This is a genomic window from Pseudomonas machongensis (assembly GCF_034961125.1).
In the GTDB taxonomy this organism is placed as follows: domain Bacteria; phylum Pseudomonadota; class Gammaproteobacteria; order Pseudomonadales; family Pseudomonadaceae; genus Aquipseudomonas; species Aquipseudomonas machongensis.
This window is the reverse complement of the sequence record NZ_JAYFUI010000180.1, coordinates 107201-122108: the sequence shown is the minus strand read 5'-3', so window position 1 is coordinate 122108 and position 14908 is coordinate 107201. Positions and strand designations below refer to the sequence as shown.

Sequence of the window (14908 nt, the reverse complement as noted above, 5' to 3'; positions counted from 1 at the left end):
AAACCGCCATTCTACCTGCTTTGTGAGGCCGAGGCCGCCCTGCGCGACCTGAACCACCACCCCTGCTGCATCCCTGCCGCCGCCAGCAGGATCAGCGCCACGCCCAGCCACTGCAGCGGTGCCAAGCGATGACCGAAGGCTACCCAGTCCACCAGGATCGCGGCAATCGGATAGATGAACGACAGCGCGCCGGTCAGCGCCGTGGGCAGGCGTTGGATGGCGCTGTACAACAGCACGTACATCAACCCGGTATGCACCACCCCCAGTGTCACCAGGCTACCCAGCGCGGCAGGCGCTGCCGGCAGCCCGCCGAACCCGACCCAAGGGGCCAGCAGCAGTGCGCCGGTACTTACCTGGATCAAGGCAATCAAGTGCGGCGGGGTTCCGCTCAAGCGCTTGATGATCAATGCCGCCACGGCATAGAGCAGCGCCGCCCCCAATGCCAGGCCGATACCTAGCAGGTACTCATCGCCGCCCTGCCCTTGCCCGTGAGCGCTGACGATCGCCAACATGCCGAGGAAGGCCAGTGTCAGCCAGGTCAGCTTGGCTGCGGTAATCCGCTCGCCAAGAAACACCGCCGCCAGGCCCACCAGCAGGAAAGGCTGGACGTTGTAGACGGCCGTGCCGATGGCGATCGAAGCGCGCGAATAAGAGGCGAACAGCAACAACCAGTTGCCGACGATGGCGACCCCGCTGAGCACCGCCAACAGAAAGGTGGTGCGGCTCAGGATACCGGGCTTGAGAAAGCCCATGACCGCACAAATCAGCAGCAAGGTGCCAGCGCCCAGGACGCAGCGCCAGAACACCACGTCCAGCACCGGCTGCCCGGACACCAGCACGAACCAGCCAATGGTTCCGGAAATCAGCATGGCGGCGACCATTTCCAGCGAGCCGCGACGAATCGAACTGTCCATCTCATGCCTCCTGTCGAAGATGGCAACAGTATGCTGGCGCGGACATGGGCACTCCAGCGGATAAACAAGGCCAGAATCACCAATCGCCTTTACTATCAAGGCAGATTTGCACTTTTACCTGACGAGGCAAGCATGACCGACGATATCGACCAACTGCTGATCAATGCCCTGATGGAGGATTCGCGCCGCTCGCTCAAGGCCCTGGCGCAGATCAGCGGCCTCTCCGCCCCCAGCGTCAGCGAGCGGCTGCGCCGCCTGGAGGAACGCGGCGTGCTGCGCGGCTACACCGTGGAAATCGACCCACGCTGTTTCGGTTACCAGCTGCAGGCCATCGTGCGAATCCGGCCGCTGCCGGGGCAATTGCAGGAAGTCGAGCGGCAGATCGTCGCCATTCCCGAGTTCACCGAATGCGACAAGGTTACCGGCGAGGACTGCTTCATCGCCCGCCTGCATGTGCGCTCGATGGAACAGCTGGACACCCTGCTTGACCGGCTCAACACCCTGGCCGAGACCAACACCGCGATCATCAAGAAGACACCGGTCAAGCGGCGCCTGCCACCGATGGCATGACCCAAGACTTGTACACAAGAATGTCACCTAGAGTGCCATTTTTGTGTGCACTGGTTACGGACATGCCCCAACACGTTACACCGGAAAGCCGATAAAAATTGACTCTAAAATCAACTAATAAGTGAATGAAAAATAAATACTGATCAAATGGTCAATTTATAGTTCTTTATTTTCATAAAGTTACCAAACAAAAGGAGAAAGTCAAAGTAATAGCAACTCAGAAACTGTGCCCTCCCTGGCATGGAACTGGCTTGAGTGAACTTGTGTTTTGTATACAACTTAAACAAAACATAAATACACAAGAACACGCAGCGCCTGCCCCGCAGGCCGCTAGCGCCCAGAACCCAGTGATGCCAATGCTGCACAGACGAGAAGGCGAGCCCGTGCGCAAGCCCGCCTCATCGCAGTCCTAGCGCATCAGGAGCCGCCGGAATGAGTAGCAGTCTCGACCTTGCCCCTGAACTTTCCGTTGCCAGCACCAGCCCCACCGCCACCACGCTGGAAAACCCCGCCGGACCGTACGAGCTGAGTCCACGCCTGCACAACCGTGATCTTGCGCCAACCCGCATCGAGGGTCGGCGCTGGGGTGGCTACAGCATCTTCGCCCTGTGGACCAACGATGTGCACAACATCGCCAACTACTCTTTCGCCATGGGGCTGTTCGCCCTGGGCCTTGGCGGCTGGCAGATTCTCGTCTCCCTGGCGATCGGTGCCGCGCTTGTCTACTTCTTCATGAACCTCTCCGGCTACATGGGCCAGAAGACCGGCGTACCGTTCCCGGTCATGAGCCGCATCGCCTTCGGTATCCATGGCGCGCAGATTCCCGCGCTGATCCGCGCGGTGATCGCGATCGCCTGGTTCGGTATCCAGACCTACCTGGCCTCGGTGGTACTGCGCGTGCTGCTCACCGCCGTGTGGCCGCAGGTAGCCGCCTATGACCACGACAGCATTCTTGGATTGTCGAGCCTGGGCTGGGTATGCTTCGTGGCGATCTGGATCGTGCAGTTGGTGATCCTCGCCTACGGCATGGAGATGGTGCGCCGTTACGAAGGTTTCGCCGGGCCGGTGATCCTGCTGACCGTGGCGAGCCTGGCCGCCTGGATGTTCTTCAAGAACGATGCGCGCATCGCCTGGTCGGTGGCCGATCCGCTGACCGGCTACGAGATGTGGCGCAACATCTTTGCCGGCGGCGCGCTCTGGCTGGCAATCTACGGCACCCTGGTGCTCAACTTCTGCGACTTCGCCCGCTCCTCGCCATGCCGCAGGACCATCCGCGTCGGCAACTTCTGGGGCCTGCCAGTGAACATCCTGGTGTTTGCGGTGATCACCGTGGTGCTGTGCGGCGCACAGTTCCAGATCAACGGGCAGGTGATCGACAGCCCGACCCAGATCGTCGCTACCATCCCCAACACCCTGTTCCTGGTCCTGGGCTGCATGGCCTTCCTGATCGTCACCGTTGCGGTGAACATCATGGCCAACTTCGTCGCCCCGGCCTTCGTGCTCAGCAACCTGGCACCACGCCACCTGAACTTCCGCCGCGCCGGGCTGATCAGTGCCACCGTGGCGGTGCTGATCCTGCCGTGGAACCTGTACAACAGCCCGCTGGTGATCGTGTACTTCCTGTCCGGCCTGGGCGCCCTGCTTGGCCCGCTGTACGGGGTGATCATGTCCGACTACTGGCTGTTGCGCAAAGGCCGGATCAACGTGCCGGAGCTGTACAGCGAGAACCCGGCCGGTGCCTACCACTATTCGCGGGGCGTCAACCTGCGCGCACTCGCGGCGTTCATTCCATCGGCCCTGCTGGCGATCGTGCTGGCACTGGTACCGCACTTCCACAGCGTCGCGCCATTCTCCTGGCTGATCGGTGCAGGTACCGCGGCCGCGCTCTACCTGCTGATCGCACCGCGCAACCGCCAATACCTCGACGTCAGCGGCGAAGCCATCGCCGTCGACCACAGCAGCCATTGATCAAGGGAAGTTCTTTGATGCGTATTCTGATCGTCAACGTCAACACCACCGAAGCCATCACCGAGGCCATTGCCGAACAGGCACGCAGCGTTGCAGCGCCCGGCACCGAGATCGTCGGGCTGACGCCCTGGTTCGGCGCAGAGTCGGTGGAGGGAAATTTCGAGAGCTATCTGGCCGCCATCGCCGTGATGGACCGGGTGCTGGCCTACGACCGGCCCTACGACGCGGTGATCCAGGCCGGGTACGGCGAGCACGGCCGCGAAGGTTTGCAGGAGTTGCTCAATGTACCGGTGGTGGACATCACCGATGCCGCCGCCAGCACCGCGATGTATCTGGGCCATGCCTACTCGGTGGTCACCACGCTGGACCGCACCGTGCCGCTGATCGAGGATCGCCTGAAGCTGTCCGGACTGTATGACCGCTGCGCCTCGGTGCGGGCCAGCGGTCTGGCGGTGCTGGAGCTGGAAGCTGATCCGCAGCGCGCCGTGGAGGCCATCGTCGAACAGGCCGAGCGTGCCGTGCGTGACGACAAGGCCGAGGTGATCTGCCTGGGCTGCGGCGGCATGGCCGGGCTCGACGAACAGATTCGCCAGCGTACCGGCGTGCCAGTGGTTGATGGCGTGAGTGCGGCGGTGACCATCGCCGAATCGCTGGTGCGACTGGGGTTGAGCACGTCGAAGGTGCGCACCTATGCGACGCCGCGGGTGAAGAAGGTGGTGGGCTGGCCGATGCGGCTGGGGCGATAAATTCAGCTCGAGGCCGCCGTATCGTCACCCTGAAGGCTCGGCGGCCTTGTCACAAGCTGACCCACTCTCCCAGTGATGCTTACGACTTGTCGACATGCCGGTTGCTGCGCAGCATGAGAAAAATGCCGATAGATATAGCGGACGACTTCCACATGATTATTTCGTGACCAAAAACTCTCCACATTTCGGTCCAGAAAAAGCTGGACAAGCCACCCGCCAGAAGGGCCAGCCCTACCCATCCGCGCCAGGGTGATACGGTCCAGCGATCCAGTGCCCACCAGATGAACATGATCAAAATCGGCTGCAGCAGATCATCGAACGACATGCTCAACCCCAGCTTTTAGTATCAGGGAAGTAGAACTGCGTTGCGGACCAATACCGCCCTGGACTTTGGCCTCGACTGATACCAAGACATCACCCGCGTGAAACGTTGGCAGACGGTTGGAGACAAAAGCGAATGTGCCCATCTTTGCCGCGCCAACTACCAACGCCGGGGCGAACGTCCCGGTGACTGCAGCCCCCCCTGCCGACACCAGAGCAGCGACTGTCCAGCGCTGTGAGTTCAAAGCATCCCCCTGCTCGCGCGTCAACGGCAATGAAACCGCCACCACCATCACGCAGGGCAACTGCCCGGCCTGCATCCGCTCGTACAGCTCCTTCACCTTGCCGACCACGCGATACTGATGTCGGCCCGCTGTTGGAATATGCAGCGTATTGAGCCAGCAGCAGTTATCGGCCCTCACGGTGAACTCGATGACATCGAAGGTCACGCCGCGATGACCGATGAACCGATAAGACCGATCGATTTCCATGCAACCCCGCATTCCTCACGCCCGGAATCGGATTTCCGGAAACCCGTGAACAGTGCCTTGTCGTCACCTGGAAATAAGTCAGCCTGGACACCCCGAGCGAGTCAGAAACGTCTGAATCAGGTCGGGCAAACCTCGGACCCGCCATCGAGTTCCTGACGCACGTTGCGGCTGAGCATGGTGGCCTTGCCGTCATGCCAGGTCAGGGTGATCACGTAGAGCGTGTCGAAATCATCGCCGTCCCAGTCCGAGGTGATGACGCGCTTCTCGCCCAGGGCCTTGCCAGCCACGGCGTTGATCAGGTCTGGCAGGTAGCCGTGCGACCAGGCGGTGTAGACCGTGGCGTTGCGGTACTTGGCGCGCAGCAGTTCTTCGGCGAGATCGTCGTAGTCGTTGGCGCCGAAGTCGATATTGACCGGCAGCCCGAGGCGGATGGCGCTGGGGCTGATGGTCATGAGCGGGCGGATGTAGCTGTAGCGTTTATCCTCGCTGCCCTCCTCGACATGTCGGCCGGGGTCGGCTGCGAACACGTAGTCGGCAGCGCCGAAGCGCTCAGGCAGCAGCGTGGCCAGGTCGATGGCGCGGTTGAGGCCCTGGCAGTTCAGTTGCCCCAGTCCCTCGCCGGGCTTCTCGGCATGGCGCAGGAACACCAGCGTCTGGGTTCCATCACCGTGCTGGTCGCGGCTTTGCACCACATCGAGGGTCAGCGGTATCAGCACCGCGGCGAGGGTGAGACCGAGAAACAGGTGACGGCGTCGCAGGTATTGCATCCACTTCATGGCAGGGCTCGTTCGGCTAAGGACGGGGAGCATCCTTGCTTGTGCACCATCCTTGCCGGCGGCGCTGCAAGGCACCGGCCGCCTGATGGGCTCTTCCATGCTGGCCCTCCCTGGCAGCAGCCATGTTGGACCATCGATGTTGCCGAATTACGTCACCCTTGCAACAACTGGACATCAATCATCCCGCGTCAGCACCTCGAGCAACTCGATCTCGAAGGTCAGGTCCGAGTTCGGCGGGATGCTGCCCACCGAGCGCTCGCCATAGCCCAGGTGCGCGGGTACCTGCAGCCTGCGCTTGCCGCCCACGCGCATGCCCATCAGGCCCTGGTCCCAGCCCTTGATCACCCGGCCGGTACCGATCACGCACTGGAACGGCTTGCCGCGCGACCAGGACGAGTCGAACTCGCTGCCGTCGGCCAGCCAGCCGGTGTACTGGGTGGTGATCAGGGCGCCTTTGACCACGGCCTTGCCGTCGCCTTCCTGGATCTCGGTGATGTGCAGTTCCTGAGTCACGGTCATTTCCTTGCGGCAGATTTCGAGGCCGCCCTTTTCTCAGGAATGCACGGATTTGGCAAGTCCGGGGGCGACGTCGTGCTGGCGCATCGACCATCGGACGCGGCCGATCACCTTCACGATGGCTGCCGTCTCCAGTCAAGTCGGGCCAGTCCGGCATGCAATCCCACAATTTCGCCGAGTGGTTGCGACACGCGCTTAGCTGAACAGCTGCATGACCTGCTCGCCGGTGAGGTCCTGGGTCTGATTGGAGAAGCAGTACCAGCTCGGGCGCTCGTCGACGTAGATCTGCATCGTGAACTGCCAGTCATCGCCTTTGAGCAGGCCGACCGGCAACGCGTATTCGTTCTTGGCGATCAGGCGGTAGTAAAGGTGAGTGCCACACTGCCCGCAAAAGCCCCGCTCGGCCCAGTCGGAGGAGCGGAAGACGCTGGGAACAGCGCCTTCGAAACTGGGCGGCTGGGTGCAGTGCACGGCCAACATCGGGCCCCCGGCCCAGGTGCGGCACATGCTGCAGTGGCAAGCGTTGACTTCAAGGTTTTCGACCGTGGCAGTCAGGCGGGTGGCGCCGCAGAGGCAGGCGCCGTGCTTGGTGTGAGACATGGGAGGGGCTCCTGGCGGGTGAGGAAGCTGCAAAGTATAGCGGTGCAGCTACAGCCCTCTTCGCGGGCAAGTCGCAGCGGCAAACCGCCGCTCCCACAAGAGGCCCGCCAGCCACCCTCGCCCGTCAGATGAACACTGTCCCTCGCATATACAGCGCCCCACGCCCGCTGATGATCACCCGGCCGTTACCCGGCACCTCGCACTGCAACTGCCCCTTGCGCACCCCGCCCTGCTCGCAGCTGAGGCTGCGCTTGCCGAGGCGCTCGGACCAGTAAGGCGCCAGCGAGGTGTGTGCCGAGCCGGTCACCGGATCTTCGTTGATCCCCACGCGAGGGCCGAACCAGCGGGTGACAAAGTCGAAGCCGCGCCCCGGCGCAGTCACGGCAATGCCACGCACATCGAAGGCCGACAGCGCGACGAAATCGGGCTTGAGTGGATCGATCAACGCTGCATCGTCGATCACCACCACGAAGTCATCCGAGCGGTACAGCGCGCGGGCGCTCGCCAGGCCGAGGGCCTCGAGCAGGCCATCGGGGATGTCCACCGCCACAGGTTGCTTGGCCGGGAAGTCCATGGCCAGCAAGCCATCTGCACCGCGGCTGACGCGCAACTCACCGCTGCGGGTATTGAAGCGCAACACCTCGGCCTGCTCATGCAACTGCTCGAACAACACCCAGGCCGAAGCCAGCGTGGCGTGGCCGCACAAATCGACCTCCACGGCCGGGGTGAACCAGCGCAGGTCGAAGCCTTCGCCGTTACGCACGAAGTAGGCCGTCTCGGACAGGTTGTTCTCTTCGGCGACGCGCTGCAGCACATCGTCCGGCAGCCATCTGTCCAGCGGAATCACCGCCGCTGGGTTACCGCCAAACGGTTCGGCCGAAAAAGCATCGACCTGGAAGATCTCAAGTTGCATGCACACACTCCTTGTCAGGCGGGATCGAAAGCTGGGATTACGACAGTACTGGCGTGAGCACCGGCTCGCCAGCGAAGAATGCCTGGAGATTGCGCAGCACCAGAGTCACGGTGTCGCGCGCCGCTTCCGGCGACTGGCCGGCGACATGCGGGGTCAGCACGGTATTGCCCAACACCTTGAGTGCCTCTGGCACGGCAGGCTCGTCATCGAAGACATCCAATGCGGCACCTGCGATAACGCCCGTCTGCAATGCCTGCACGAGCGCCTGGGTATCGACCACGCTCGCGCGGGCGATATTGACCAGATACCCCTCGCCCCCCAGCGCCTCGAGCACCGGGGCATCGACCAGATGCAGGGTACCGGCACCACCCGGGGTGGCGATCACCAGGATGTCCACGGCCTGGGCCAGTTGCAACGGGCTGTCGTACCAGGTGTAGGGCACATCACCACGCGGCGTGCGACTGTGGTAGCTGACGCTCATGTCGAAGCCCTGGGCTGCACGCTTGGCGATGGCCTGGCCGATCGCGCCAAGTCCGATGATGCCAAGTCGCTTGCCGCTCACCGATGGGCTGATGACTCGGTTCCATTCACCGCGCCGGGTGCTGGCATCGGCCCGGGGAATGTCGCGCAACATCGCCAGCAACAGGGCCATGGCGTGATCGGCGACCGGGCCTGCGTTGGCGCCAGCACCATTGGTGACGGTGATGCCACGGGCCTTCGCGGCGGCCAGGTCGACCTGCTCATAGCCTGCGCCGATCACGCAGATGATTTCGAGTTTGGGCAGTGCCTGGATTTCAGCACCGGTCAGGCCCAGCGGGCCACGGGTGAGGACAGCATCGATCTGCTCGGCATGCTCGGCGATAGCTTGCGCTCGCCGTTGCGGGGATGGGGCACGAATCAGGCGGTAACCGGCCTGCTCCAGCAGCGGCAGGTAATCATCGACGGTTTCCACCAGTACCAGGACTGTCTTGCTCATGCCACCCTCCGGTTCGATTCAGAGGGGGATTATGCCAGTTCGGCGGGAGACTGCGAGGGCCTCTATCGCGGGGGCGAGCCCACGACAGGGACGTGAAGGATACTTACTGCGCGAAGGCCCTGCCCAACCCGCCCGGCACACCGCTGCTGTCGGTTTCCTGCCAGGGGCCATTGGGGCTCAGCGACCAGCTCCAGCCCTTGTCATAACGGTAGTAGGTGCGCTGACGATAGAAGGTGTTGGGCTGCTTCTCCAGCACATAGACGCCAAGCTTCGGGTCCCAGTGGCTGGCACCGCCTGGCGGGGGCGCGAAGCTCGCGGAGGTGCGTGGCATCGGCTTGGGAATACCGGACGGCGCGCCAGGCTGCGGTGCGGGCTGTCCGCCCGGTAGCGGCTTGACCACCGGCCCCTGGTGCGGTGGTGGCGTGGTCTCGATCGGTGGCAGCGACTCGCGCTCGCCTGGCTGGTGCACCGTACAGGCAGAAAGCCCCAGGGCCAGGGTGATCAGGGTCAGGCGTACGCTGCGGTTCATGGCGGCAATCTCTTATCGGTCGGGACGGTCGATGGTCAGCTGCTGGGTTGGCTGGCCGCGGGTAGCCAGCGGCGCGCTCTGGCCGATCCACTCGCCCTGGGTCGGCTGGCCGGCACGCGATACGCGCGCAACCAGTTGGACTTCAGCGAAGTCCGACAGTTTCATCTGCGGCATCATCGCGTCGGCATCCGACAGCTGCACTTCGATCGGCAACTGCGCCACAGTCACCCGCTTGGCCGCCAGCGGCATCGGCGGGCCGTTGCTGGCGCGGGCGAAGATGAACACGGTGTCGTCCGGCTTGACCTTGTCCTTGAGCGCTGCGGCCAGCTCGACACGCACGGTCAGGCTCGCCGCCTGCACCGGCTTGCCGCCATCGGCCTTGAGCTTGTCGGCGGCACGGTCGATACCGCCCTGCAGGGCGGCGCGCGAGGCATCGCCTTCAGGCAGTTGCGCCAGCAGGCGCTGCCAGTAATCGATCGCTTCCTGATAGTGCTCGCCCTCGAAGGCAGCGATGCCGCGCAGCCCCAGGCTGGTAACCTCGTTCGGGTCGGCCTTGAGTGCTTCGTCGGTCAGGCTCTGCAGTTGCGCACTCCACTGCTTGTCGGCAGCGAAGTACTGCGCCTGGGCCCACTGCCCGAGCAGCTCGGGTTCACGACCGACCAGGGCGACCGCACGCTCGAAGGCCTTGGCGGCATCGCCTGGACGCTGGTCGGCCATGTAGGCGCGGCCGAGGAAATACAGACCCTCGGCAGAGTCTGGCTGGGCCTGCACGGCACGCTCCAGGCGCGTGGTCATCTCCTGCATGGTTTTCGGCGCATCGGCGAACTCACGGGTCAGCTCGACCTTGTCGGCGGCGCCGAAATGCAGGTACAACCCCAGCGCCATTACCGGCACCAGCACGGCAGCCACCAGCGGCAGGGTCTTGCCCAGATGCCCCTGACGCGGCGCCTCGCTACCTTCGGTGTCGGACAGCAGTTCACGGGCCGCCTCGTCGCGGCCCTTGGCCAGTTGCCCGGCGTCGAGCACCCCGGCCTCCTGCTGCGCAGTCAACTCAGCGACCCGCTCCTGATACAAGGCCACGTTGAGCGCGGTGCGGTCTTCTTCGGCCTGCTGCTGGCGGCGGCCACGCAGGATCGGGATCAGCAGGAAAGCCAGGGCGGCGAGCAACAGCAGGCCCGCACTCAGCCAGAATTCAGTCATGGGTCTGTTCTTTATCCAGCAGTTTGGCGAGACGTTCGCGTTCGTCCACGGAGAGTTCGGAGTTGCCCTGCGCCACCGGGCTGCGGCGCCGACGGACGATCACCGCCAGCACCACGAAGCCGCCAGCCAGCAACACGCCAGGGCCGAACCAGAGCAACCAGGTACGCGCCGTCAGCGCTGGCTTGTAGCGTACGAAGTCGCCGTAGCGATCGACCATGAAGTCGATGATCTGCTGGTTGCTCTGGTTTTCGCCGAGCATGCGGAAGATCTCCCGGCGCAGGTCGGCGGCGATCGGTGCGTTGGAGTCGGCGATGTCCTGGTTCTGGCACTTGGGGCAGCGCAGTTCCTTGGTCAGTTGCTGGTAGCGCTCGCGCTCGGCATCGTCGCGGAACTGATAGGTATCGATGGCCGCCCTGGCCATGCCGGCCAGGCTCAAGCCAAGTACGGCGGCGGCAAGCCAGCGCTTCATGGCCGCTCCTCATCGACCAGCTCCTGGTACAACGGCGCCAGTTGCTCGCGCCAGACCGTGGCATCGACCACACCGACATGCTTGTAGCGGATGATGCCCTTGGCGTCGATGAGAAAGGTTTCCGGCGCGCCGTACACGCCAAGGTCCAGGCCCAGAGTGCCCTGTTCGTCGCGGATGTCGAGCTGGTAAGGGTTGTGGAACTCGGCCAGCCATTTGAGCGCGGCGGCGTTGTCGTCCTTGTAGTTGATGCCGTGGATCACCACGCCTTGCTCGGCCAGTTGGTTCAGGTAAGGGTGCTCGACCTTGCACGATGGGCACCAGGTGCCCCAGACGTTGACCAGCGCCGGTCGCCCCTGCAGGTCGGCCTGGGTCAGGGTCCGGTCGCCCTGCACGCTCTGCAGCGAGAATGCCGGGAATGGCTTGCCGATCATCGCCGACGGCAGTTCGTCGGGCTTGAGGAACAGCCCCTTGTACAGAAACACGGCCATCAGCAGGAACACCGCCAATGGCACTACCATGATCCAACGCTTCATGCCGTCGCTCCAGACAGGCCCAATGTATCGCGCACCCGCGCCGTGACCTTGACCCGATAACGCCGATCGAGCGCTGCGAGCAGCCCGCCCAGTGCGGTCAGCAAGCCGCCCAGCCAGATCCAGCGCACATAGGGCTTGATGTGTACCCGTACCGCCCAGGCACCGTTTTCCAGTGGCTCGCCCAGGGCGACATAGAGGTCGCGGGTAAAGCCGGCATCGATACCGGCCTCGGTCATCATCGATTGCTGCACGGTGTACAGGCGTTTTTCCGGGTGCAGCACGGTCACTTCACGCCCCTCGCGCGACACACGGATGGTGCCCCTGTCGGAGATGAAGTTCGGACCCTCGAAGTGCTTGGCGCCCTCGAACAGGAAGTGATAACCGCCCAGTTCGACGCTTTCGCCCGGCGCCATGCGCAGGTCGCGCTCGGCGCTGTTGTTGCTCGACAGCACCACGCCCAGGGCACACACCACCAACCCCAGATGCGCCAGGTGCATCCCCCAGTAGCTGCGATGCAGGCCGCGCAGCCCCTTGAGCAGGCCCTTGTGACGGGTCTTGTCGAGGATGTCGCGCACCCCGCCGAGCACCACCCAGGCGGCCAGGGCGAAGACGCTGAGCGCCGGCCAGTCGAAGTCGTCGACGATCAGCCCGGCGACCGGCGCCAGGACCGCGCTGCCGATCAGCACCGGCGTCAGCATGCCGAACAGCCATTTGCCAGGCGTATCCTTCCAGCGCACCAGCACACCAATCGCCAGCACTACCATCAGCAGCGCCATCAACGGCAGGAACAGGGCGTCGAAATAAGGCGGGCCGACCGACAGCTTGGCGCCGGTCAGGGCGTCGAGCACCAGCGGGTAGAGAGTGCCCAGCAGGATCATCGAGGCCGCCACCACCAGCACCAGGTTGTTGGCCAGCAGCAGCGTCTCGCGCGACCACAGGCCAAAGCCCACGTGGCTCTTGACCACCGGTGCGCGCAGGGCGAACAGGGTCAGCGAGCCGCCGACCACGAACAACAGGAAGATCAGGATGAACACACCGCGCGACGGGTCGGCGGCGAAGGCATGTACCGAGGTCAGCACCCCGGAGCGCACCAGGAAGGTACCCAGCAGGCTCAGCGAGAACGCCGCAATGGCCAGCAGCACGGTCCAGCTCTTGAACACCCCGCGCTTTTCGGTCACTGCCAGCGAGTGAATCAGCGCAGTGCCGACCAGCCATGGCATGAACGAGGCGTTTTCCACCGGATCCCAGAACCACCAGCCGCCCCAGCCCAGCTCATAGTAGGCCCACCAGGAGCCGAGCGTGATGCCGATGCCGAGGAAGGCCCAGGCGACGATGGTCCAGGGCCGCGACCAGCGCGCCCAGGCGGCATCCAGGCGACCACCGAGCAGCGCCGCGATGGCGAAGGCGAAGGCCACCGAGAAGCCCACGTAGCCCATGTACAGCATCGGCGGATGGACGATCAGGCCGAAGTCCTGCAGCAGCGGATTGAGGTCGCGACCGTCGGTGGGCACCTGTGGCAGCAGGCGGGTGAACGGGTTGGAGGTGATGATCAGGAACGACAGGAAACCGGTGCTGATCATGCCCATCACCGCCAGCACCCGCGCCAGCATCACCTGCGGCAACTGGCGCGAGAACACCGACACGGCGAAGGTCCAGCCACCCAGGATCAACGCCCAGAGCAGCAGCGAGCCTTCGTGGGCGCCCCACACAGCGCTGAACTTGTAGTACCAGGGCAGTGCGGTGTTGGAGTTGTGGGCGACATAGGCGACCGAGAAATTGTCGGTCATGAAGGCGTGGGTCAGGCAGGCGAAGGCAAAGGCGAGAAAGGCGAACTGGCCCCAGGCCGCCGGGCGCGCCAGGCTCATCCACAGACGGTCGCCGCGCCAGGCACCGAGCAGCGGCACGCTGGCCTGCACCACGGCAAAACAGATGGCCAGGATCATCGCCAACTGGCCAAGCTCAGGGATCACCAAGGCAGCGTTCATGGCTTGACCTCGCCGGCAGCGTTGGCCTGGCCGCTCTCCTTGAGTGCCTTGGTCACTTCAGGCGGCATGTACTTCTCGTCGTGCTTGGCCAGCACCTCGTCAGCCACCACCACGCCCTCGGCGTTGAGCTTGCCCAAGGCAACGATGCCCTGCCCTTCGCGGAACAGGTCCGGGAGGATGCCACGGTAGGTGATCGGCACCGATTTGTTGAAGTCGGTGACCACGAAGCGTACGTCGAGCGAGTCGGCCGAGCGCTGCACCGAGCCCTTCTCGACCATGCCGCCGGCGCGAATGCGTGTGTCCTGCGGCGCCTCGCCGTTGGCGATCTGGGTGGGCGTGTAGAACAGGTTGATGTTCTGCTGCAGGGCACTCAGGGCAAAGCCAAGGGCTACGGCGACGCCGACCAGCAGGCCGAGGATGAGCAACAGGCGTTTCTTGCGCTGCGGATTCACTGGTGGTTCTCCCGGCGCAGACGGCGCGCCTCTTCTTGCAGGTAGCGGCGGCGGGCCTGCAGCGGCAGGGCGACATTGATCGCCAGTACCATCAGGCAGATGCCATAGGCCGACCACACGTACAGGCCATGATGGCCCATGGCGAGGAAATCACTGAAGGAGGCGAAACTCATCGCACGGTCTCCCGGCCCAGGCTGCTGAGCACCTCTTCGCGCACCCAACTGGCACGCGCTTCGCGCTTGAGCACTTCAAGGCGCATGCGCAGCAGCAGCACGGCGCCGAAGAAGCAATAGAACCCCAGCACCGTCAGCAATAGCGGCAGCCACATCTCGGCAGGCATGGCCGGTTTTTCGGTGAGGGTGAAGGTGGCGCCCTGGTGCAGGGTGTTCCACCACTCCACCGAGTACTTGATGATCGGGATGTTGACCACGCCGACGATGGCCAGCACCGCGCAGGCCTTGGCGGCGCTGTCACGGTTACTGATGGCCTGGCCCAGGGCGATGATGCCGAAGTACAGGAACAGCAGGATCAGCATCGAGGTCAGGCGCGCGTCCCACACCCACCAGCTGCCCCAGGTCGGTTTGCCCCAGATCGCCCCGGTGACCAGCGCCACTGCGGTCATCCAGGCGCCGATGGGGGCGGCGCACTGCAGGGCGACGTCGGCCAGCTTCATCTTCCACACCAGCCCCACCACACCGGCGACCGCCAGCAGCACGTAGCAGGACTGCGCGAGCATGGCCGCAGGTACGTGGATATAGATGATGCGGAAGCTGTTGCCCTGCTGGTAGTCCTGCGGGGCGAAAGCCAGGCCCCAGGCGATGCCCACCAGCAGCAGGAGCACGGCAGCGATGGTCAGCCACGGCAGCATGCGGCCGCTGATGGCATAGAACCATTTGGGGGAACCCAGTTTGTGGAACCACGTCCAGCTCATTTTCATCAGGGTACATCC

The 14908-nt window shown here is 64.0% G+C and carries 19 protein-coding genes; 3 read left to right on the top strand and 16 right to left on the bottom strand.

Annotated elements, in window-relative coordinates:
• Positions 1-11 precede the first annotated feature (11 nt).
• Positions 12-914, bottom strand: a complete 903-nt coding sequence (locus VA602_RS16575; protein ID WP_054894756.1) for a DMT family transporter — start codon at positions 912-914, stop codon at positions 12-14.
• Positions 915-1046: 132 nt separating this feature from the next.
• Here VA602_RS16575 and VA602_RS16570 point away from each other — a divergent pair, with 132 nt between their 5' ends.
• The 3 genes from VA602_RS16570 to VA602_RS16560 all read left to right on the top strand — a co-directional run bounded on the left by VA602_RS16570 (position 1047) and on the right by VA602_RS16560 (position 4198).
• A complete protein-coding gene (locus VA602_RS16570) occupies positions 1047-1484 on the top strand; it encodes an Lrp/AsnC family transcriptional regulator (RefSeq protein ID WP_063545655.1) in 438 nt (145 codons plus the stop codon).
• Positions 1485-1916: 432 nt separating this feature from the next.
• Entirely contained in the window at positions 1917-3452 is a 1536-nt protein-coding gene (locus VA602_RS16565; RefSeq protein ID WP_200602789.1) for an NCS1 family nucleobase:cation symporter-1, read from the top strand.
• A gap of 17 nt (positions 3453-3469) precedes the next feature.
• Entirely contained in the window at positions 3470-4198 is a 729-nt protein-coding gene (locus VA602_RS16560) for an aspartate/glutamate racemase family protein (RefSeq protein ID WP_323453726.1), read from the top strand.
• A gap of 79 nt (positions 4199-4277) precedes the next feature.
• On the opposite strand, the gene VA602_RS16555 is transcribed toward VA602_RS16560, so the two are convergent.
• The 15 genes from VA602_RS16555 to VA602_RS16485 form a co-directional block, all read right to left on the bottom strand.
• Positions 4278-4523 carry a hypothetical protein gene (locus tag VA602_RS16555; protein ID WP_323453725.1) on the bottom strand — a complete coding sequence of 82 codons (246 nt, stop codon included), beginning with the start codon at positions 4521-4523 and terminating at the stop codon, positions 4278-4280.
• Positions 4510-5010 carry a hypothetical protein gene (locus tag VA602_RS16550; protein WP_323453724.1) on the bottom strand — a complete coding sequence of 167 codons (501 nt, stop codon included), beginning with the start codon at positions 5008-5010 and terminating at the stop codon, positions 4510-4512. The genes VA602_RS16555 and VA602_RS16550 overlap by 14 nt, the downstream gene beginning before the upstream one ends.
• 116 nt (positions 5011-5126) lie before the next feature.
• Positions 5127-5786 carry a hypothetical protein gene (locus tag VA602_RS16545; protein ID WP_054894750.1) on the bottom strand — a complete coding sequence of 220 codons (660 nt, stop codon included), beginning with the start codon at positions 5784-5786 and terminating at the stop codon, positions 5127-5129.
• Positions 5787-5960: 174 nt separating this feature from the next.
• The gene (locus VA602_RS16540; RefSeq protein ID WP_232233468.1) at positions 5961-6305 is read right to left on the bottom strand and encodes an FKBP-type peptidyl-prolyl cis-trans isomerase; all 345 of its coding nucleotides are present in this window, start codon (positions 6303-6305) and stop codon (positions 5961-5963) included.
• Positions 6306-6497: 192 nt separating this feature from the next.
• Positions 6498-6902 carry a GFA family protein gene (locus VA602_RS16535; RefSeq protein ID WP_054894747.1) on the bottom strand — a complete coding sequence of 135 codons (405 nt, stop codon included), beginning with the start codon at positions 6900-6902 and terminating at the stop codon, positions 6498-6500.
• A 124-nt stretch (positions 6903-7026) separates the two neighbouring features.
• Complete coding sequence (locus tag VA602_RS16530; RefSeq protein WP_323453723.1) at positions 7027-7815, bottom strand: PhzF family phenazine biosynthesis protein; 789 nt, start codon at positions 7813-7815, stop codon at positions 7027-7029.
• Positions 7816-7852: 37 nt separating this feature from the next.
• Positions 7853-8791 carry a 2-hydroxyacid dehydrogenase gene (locus VA602_RS16525; RefSeq protein ID WP_125929335.1) on the bottom strand — a complete coding sequence of 313 codons (939 nt, stop codon included), beginning with the start codon at positions 8789-8791 and terminating at the stop codon, positions 7853-7855.
• 103 nt (positions 8792-8894) lie between these two features.
• Positions 8895-9320, bottom strand: coding sequence for a hypothetical protein (locus VA602_RS16520; RefSeq protein WP_065862031.1), 426 nt, complete (start codon positions 9318-9320; stop codon positions 8895-8897).
• A 12-nt stretch (positions 9321-9332) separates the two neighbouring features.
• Positions 9333-10520 (bottom strand): c-type cytochrome biogenesis protein CcmI, encoded by a 1188-nt coding sequence (gene ccmI, locus VA602_RS16515; RefSeq protein ID WP_323453722.1) that lies wholly within the window; start codon positions 10518-10520, stop codon positions 9333-9335.
• Complete coding sequence (locus VA602_RS16510) at positions 10513-10989, bottom strand: cytochrome c-type biogenesis protein (protein ID WP_063545664.1); 477 nt, start codon at positions 10987-10989, stop codon at positions 10513-10515. The genes ccmI and VA602_RS16510 overlap by 8 nt, the downstream gene beginning before the upstream one ends.
• Positions 10986-11522 carry a DsbE family thiol:disulfide interchange protein gene (locus VA602_RS16505; protein ID WP_151925590.1) on the bottom strand — a complete coding sequence of 179 codons (537 nt, stop codon included), beginning with the start codon at positions 11520-11522 and terminating at the stop codon, positions 10986-10988. The genes VA602_RS16510 and VA602_RS16505 overlap by 4 nt, the downstream gene beginning before the upstream one ends.
• Entirely contained in the window at positions 11519-13492 is a 1974-nt protein-coding gene (locus VA602_RS16500) for a heme lyase CcmF/NrfE family subunit (RefSeq protein WP_323453817.1), read from the bottom strand. The genes VA602_RS16505 and VA602_RS16500 overlap by 4 nt, the downstream gene beginning before the upstream one ends.
• 11 nt (positions 13493-13503) lie before the next feature.
• The gene (ccmE, locus tag VA602_RS16495) at positions 13504-13959 is read right to left on the bottom strand and encodes a cytochrome c maturation protein CcmE (RefSeq protein ID WP_323453721.1); all 456 of its coding nucleotides are present in this window, start codon (positions 13957-13959) and stop codon (positions 13504-13506) included.
• A complete protein-coding gene (ccmD, locus tag VA602_RS16490) occupies positions 13956-14132 on the bottom strand; it encodes a heme exporter protein CcmD (protein WP_153774575.1) in 177 nt (58 codons plus the stop codon). Before ccmD ends, ccmE begins: the two co-directional genes overlap by 4 nt.
• Positions 14129-14896: a heme ABC transporter permease gene (locus VA602_RS16485; RefSeq protein ID WP_054895615.1), complete on the bottom strand. Its 768-nt coding sequence runs from the start codon at positions 14894-14896 to the stop codon at positions 14129-14131. Before VA602_RS16485 ends, ccmD begins: the two co-directional genes overlap by 4 nt.
• Positions 14897-14908: the final 12 nt, after the last annotated feature.

Bases quoted from the DNA above. Each gene is read 5' to 3' on its own strand.
- VA602_RS16535 (WP_054894747.1), bottom strand. From the start codon at position 6,902: ATGTCTCACACCAAGCACGGCGCCTGCCTCTGCGGCGCCACCCGCCTG.
- VA602_RS16545 (WP_054894750.1), bottom strand. From the start codon at position 5,786: ATGAAGTGGATGCAATACCTGCGACGCCGTCACCTGTTTCTCGGTCTC.
- VA602_RS16485 (WP_054895615.1), bottom strand. From the start codon at position 14,896: ATGAAAATGAGCTGGACGTGGTTCCACAAACTGGGTTCCCCCAAATGG.
- VA602_RS16540 (WP_232233468.1), bottom strand. From the start codon at position 6,305: ATGACCGTGACTCAGGAACTGCACATCACCGAGATCCAGGAAGGCGAC.
- VA602_RS16550 (WP_323453724.1), bottom strand. From the start codon at position 5,010: ATGGAAATCGATCGGTCTTATCGGTTCATCGGTCATCGCGGCGTGACC.
- VA602_RS16570 (WP_063545655.1), top strand. From the start codon at position 1,047: ATGACCGACGATATCGACCAACTGCTGATCAATGCCCTGATGGAGGAT.
- VA602_RS16505 (WP_151925590.1), bottom strand. From the start codon at position 11,522: ATGAAGCGTTGGATCATGGTAGTGCCATTGGCGGTGTTCCTGCTGATG.
- VA602_RS16575 (WP_054894756.1), bottom strand. From the start codon at position 914: ATGGACAGTTCGATTCGTCGCGGCTCGCTGGAAATGGTCGCCGCCATG.
- ccmI (WP_323453722.1), bottom strand. From the start codon at position 10,520: ATGACTGAATTCTGGCTGAGTGCGGGCCTGCTGTTGCTCGCCGCCCTG.
- VA602_RS16530 (WP_323453723.1), bottom strand. From the start codon at position 7,815: ATGCAACTTGAGATCTTCCAGGTCGATGCTTTTTCGGCCGAACCGTTT.
- VA602_RS16510 (WP_063545664.1), bottom strand. From the start codon at position 10,989: ATGAAGCGCTGGCTTGCCGCCGCCGTACTTGGCTTGAGCCTGGCCGGC.
- VA602_RS16525 (WP_125929335.1), bottom strand. From the start codon at position 8,791: ATGAGCAAGACAGTCCTGGTACTGGTGGAAACCGTCGATGATTACCTG.
- VA602_RS16560 (WP_323453726.1), top strand. From the start codon at position 3,470: ATGCGTATTCTGATCGTCAACGTCAACACCACCGAAGCCATCACCGAG.
- VA602_RS16555 (WP_323453725.1), bottom strand. From the start codon at position 4,523: ATGTCGTTCGATGATCTGCTGCAGCCGATTTTGATCATGTTCATCTGG.
- ccmD (WP_153774575.1), bottom strand. From the start codon at position 14,132: ATGAGTTTCGCCTCCTTCAGTGATTTCCTCGCCATGGGCCATCATGGC.
- VA602_RS16520 (WP_065862031.1), bottom strand. From the start codon at position 9,320: ATGAACCGCAGCGTACGCCTGACCCTGATCACCCTGGCCCTGGGGCTT.
- VA602_RS16565 (WP_200602789.1), top strand. From the start codon at position 1,917: ATGAGTAGCAGTCTCGACCTTGCCCCTGAACTTTCCGTTGCCAGCACC.